Below are 3440 nucleotides of genomic sequence, written 5' to 3' on the forward strand. Positions count from 1 at the left end.
ATTCCGCCCATGACCAGCCAATACCTCAATCTCACCAAAAATAGCTCGCTTGCTGTAGCAATCGGCTATCCCGACCTCGTCTCGATCCTCAATACGACGATCAATCAGACGGGGCAGGGGATTGAGGGCGTCGCGCTGATTATGGCGGCCTATCTCACCGTTAGCCTATCAATCTCTGCTTTCATGAACTGGTACAACAAGCGCATCGCGCTGGTTGAGCGCTGAGGAGGGTTGCGATGACTGTTCAAACAACCAGCGCGCCCATCGAAAAGCCGCCTCTGACGGAAGTCGGAGTCATCGGATGGCTACGCGCTAACCTGTTCAACTCGCTGGGTAATTCGATCCTCACGATCGCCTGCCTTGGGCTAATCGTCTATATCCTTCAGGCCGTTCTACCATGGGCTTTGTTTAAAGCGGTCTGGACGGGAACACCGCAAGACTGCCAGGCCCAGGGTGCCGGGGCGTGCTGGGCCGTGATTGGCGAGAAGAACCGCTTCACCCTGTTCGGGCGCTATTCCTATGAGGAACAGTGGCGGCCCGCTTTGGCCATTGGGCTTTTCTTGGCCCTGGTCGGCGCGAGTTGTATTCGCCGCCTGTGGAGCAAAGCCCTAATTTGGGCCTGGGTTGGCCAAGTTTTCGTCTGGGCCATCCTCATGTGGGGCGGTGTCTTCGGCCTGACGTTCGTGAATCACGAACAATGGGGCGGTCTGCCGCTGACGCTGATGATGTCCGTTGTGGCCATTGTCGTGGCGTATCCTATCGGTATTGTCCTTGCACTCGGGCGTCGGTCCGACATGCCCGTCGCGAAATCGCTCTGCGTCGCCTATATCGAACTCATCCGCGGCGTGCCGTTGATTTCGGTTCTGTTCATGGCGTCGGTGATGATCCCGCTCTTCTTTCCGGAAGGCGTGAGCGTCGACAAATTGCTGCGCGCGCAGATTGGCTTCACCCTCTTCTTGGCCGCTTATCTGGCCGAAGTGGTGCGGGCCGGGCTTCAGGCGATTCCGAAAGGCCAGTATGAAGCCGCCGATGCGCTGGGGTTGGGTTATTGGGCCAAGATGCGCCTGATTATTCTGCCGCAAGCCTTGCGTATCGTTATTCCGCCGATGGTGAATAGTTTCATTTCCACCTTCAAAGATACGTCGCTGGTCATCGTCATTGGCTTGGTTGATTTGCTCAATGCGGGCAAAATCGCGGTCAATGATCCGCCGTGGCGGAGCTTCTATGTGGAAATGTATCTCTATATCGCGCTGATTTACTTCGCTTTTTGTTTTACCATGTCTAAATTCAGCCAACGGCTGGAACGCGACCTGAGTAAAGCCACTAGCCGTTGATCGAGGATTTAGCATGACCCCTCAACGCCAAGCGCGCCGCGAGCAACTTGCCGCCGCGCCGACCAATATCGAAGTCAGCCACGTTCACAAGTGGTATGGCGAATTCCATGTGCTCCGCGATGTCAATCTGTCGGTCAGCAAGGGCGAGCGGATTGTGATCTGCGGCCCGTCAGGTTCGGGGAAATCGACCCTGATCCGCTGCATCAACCGGCTGGAAGAGCATCAAAAGGGCAGCATTATCGTCGATGGCACGGAGTTGACCAATGATGTGAAGAACATCGAAGTCATCCGCCGCGAAGTCGGCATGGTGTTCCAAAGCTTCAACCTATTCCCGCATCTCACCGTGCTGGAAAACTGCACGCTCGCGCCGATTTGGGTCAAGAAAATGCCCAAAAAGGAAGCCGAAGCCGTCGCCATGAAGTATCTGGAGCGCGTGCGCATTCCCGATCAGGCGCTCAAATATCCGGGCCAGCTTTCTGGTGGTCAGCAACAGCGCGTGGCGATTGCTCGCTCGCTGTGCATGTCGCCGAAAATTATGCTGTTCGATGAGCCGACTTCGGCGCTCGACCCGGAAATGGTGAAAGAAGTGCTGGATGTAATGATCAGCCTCGCCGAAGACGGCATGACCATGCTGTGCGTTACGCACGAAATGGGTTTTGCCAAATCGGTGGCCGACCGGGTGATCTTCATGGATCGCGGCGAAATCATCGAACAGAACGTGCCGGACGAGTTTTTTAACAATCCACAGTCCGAGCGCACCAAGCTGTTCCTCAGCCAGATTTTGAATCACTGAGGCTTTCTATCCGGGGTTGCGGCGCGCATTAGCGTGGCCGGTATCCTATTATCAATGCAGACGACATTAAGCCCGGCGACGTTGCCGTATCGGAGGCGGTTCATCATCGGGTATGCGCGTGCTGTTCCTGACAAGGCCGGGTCGGCGAAATCACCGCACTTTACCATGCCGTCAGAGAGTAGCGGAACGTCTATGATCTCCACGGCATGGTGTTGCTGGTGTTCTTGCCAATCAAGCTGCCATGCTGGTTACAATCCAGCGTCTTGACAGTCGTCGCCCGCGCTTGCGAACGTAGTCGCCCTGCAAAACGATTATTCGAGAGCCATATGCCCAATTCTGGCCAAGCCCCTCTCGACCGCGCCACGCGCCTTCGGCGCGTCGCTGACGTGCTCGCTACCGAGGTTGGGGGCGAAATGGTTATGATGGACATCGAGAAAGGTGTCTATTTCGGTTTGGACCCCATCGGCACCGACATCTGGAAGCGCCTGAGTGAGTCGATGACGGTGGCCGCGCTGGCGGTCACACTGGTAGAGGTTTACGACGCCGATATCGCCTGCATTGAGCGCGATGTGCTGGCGCTGCTGACGAGGATGGTGGACCAGGGGCTGGTTGAGGTCTGCTGATGCGGCGTGCTGTTCGCTATGGTAGCACCCCGCCGGGCCTCCCTTGACTATTGATCCGCGCTTGGGCAATGGTCGCAGCCATGTCTTATGCGTTATGCGGCCTTAGGATCGTCTCCGAACTGCCGCTTCCTGATCTGCTGCCCTGGAGCGGCGACGACCGCGTGCCGGATGTCGAAATTCGTCTCGGCACGGTACCCGACCGGTTGGAGCGCCCCGTGTTCGAAGGGCCGTTGCTTCAGGTCGGTGCCAATGGCGATTGCCGTTACGCGGTTGCCGGCGTGGCTGCCTACTTCGTGGAGAACGGCCGACACGTAACGATACAGCCCTACATGGACCCAACGGCCCCCGACGTGCGGGTATTTCTGCTGGGGAGCGTGTTCGGCTTCCTATGCCACTCCCGTGGCCTCGTGCCGTTGCATGCCGGTTGCGTGGAAATCAATGGACGGGCGGTCGCCTTCGCGGGTGCTTCCGGGGTCGGTAAGTCGACGCTAACCGCCGCCTTCTTGCGTCGCGGCTACCGCGTATTGGCTGACGAGGTGACGGTCGTGGACGTCGCGGCGCCCGGTGGGCCGCAGGTCCTGCCGTCCTTTCCCCGTATCAAATTGTGGCGCGATTCGCTCGACGGGCTGGGCCTGCGCGCCGACGGGCTGGAGCGCAGTCGCGCCCAATTGGAGAAATTCCACCTGCCGG

3 protein-coding genes and 2 pseudogenes are annotated in these 3440 nt (G+C 58.2%); all 5 read left to right on the forward strand.

Annotated elements, in window-relative coordinates; all coding sequences use genetic code 11:
• Positions 1–225, forward strand: a pseudogene (locus ACIQ36_RS19405) (amino acid ABC transporter permease); the annotation flags it as partial.
• Positions 226–236: 11 nt separating this feature from the next.
• Positions 237–1334, forward strand: a complete 1098-nt coding sequence (locus tag ACIQ36_RS19410; RefSeq protein ID WP_395832427.1) for an amino acid ABC transporter permease — start codon at positions 237–239, stop codon at positions 1332–1334.
• A 13-nt stretch (positions 1335–1347) separates the two neighbouring features.
• Complete coding sequence (locus ACIQ36_RS19415) at positions 1348–2127, forward strand: amino acid ABC transporter ATP-binding protein (RefSeq protein WP_395832429.1); 780 nt, start codon at positions 1348–1350, stop codon at positions 2125–2127.
• A gap of 326 nt (positions 2128–2453) precedes the next feature.
• Positions 2454–2750 carry a PqqD family protein gene (locus tag ACIQ36_RS19420; RefSeq protein ID WP_395832431.1) on the forward strand — a complete coding sequence of 99 codons (297 nt, stop codon included), beginning with the start codon at positions 2454–2456 and terminating at the stop codon, positions 2748–2750.
• Positions 2751–2830: 80 nt separating this feature from the next.
• A pseudogene (locus tag ACIQ36_RS19425) lies at positions 2831–3440 on the forward strand (serine kinase); the annotation flags it as partial.

This window comes from Elstera sp. (genome assembly GCF_044372965.1).
Lineage (GTDB): Bacteria > Pseudomonadota > Alphaproteobacteria > Elsterales > Elsteraceae > Elstera.

Bases quoted from the DNA above. Each gene is read 5' to 3' on its own strand.
- ACIQ36_RS19410 (WP_395832427.1), top strand. From the start codon at position 237: ATGACTGTTCAAACAACCAGCGCGCCCATCGAAAAGCCGCCTCTGACG.
- ACIQ36_RS19415 (WP_395832429.1), top strand. From the start codon at position 1,348: ATGACCCCTCAACGCCAAGCGCGCCGCGAGCAACTTGCCGCCGCGCCG.
- ACIQ36_RS19420 (WP_395832431.1), top strand. From the start codon at position 2,454: ATGCCCAATTCTGGCCAAGCCCCTCTCGACCGCGCCACGCGCCTTCGG.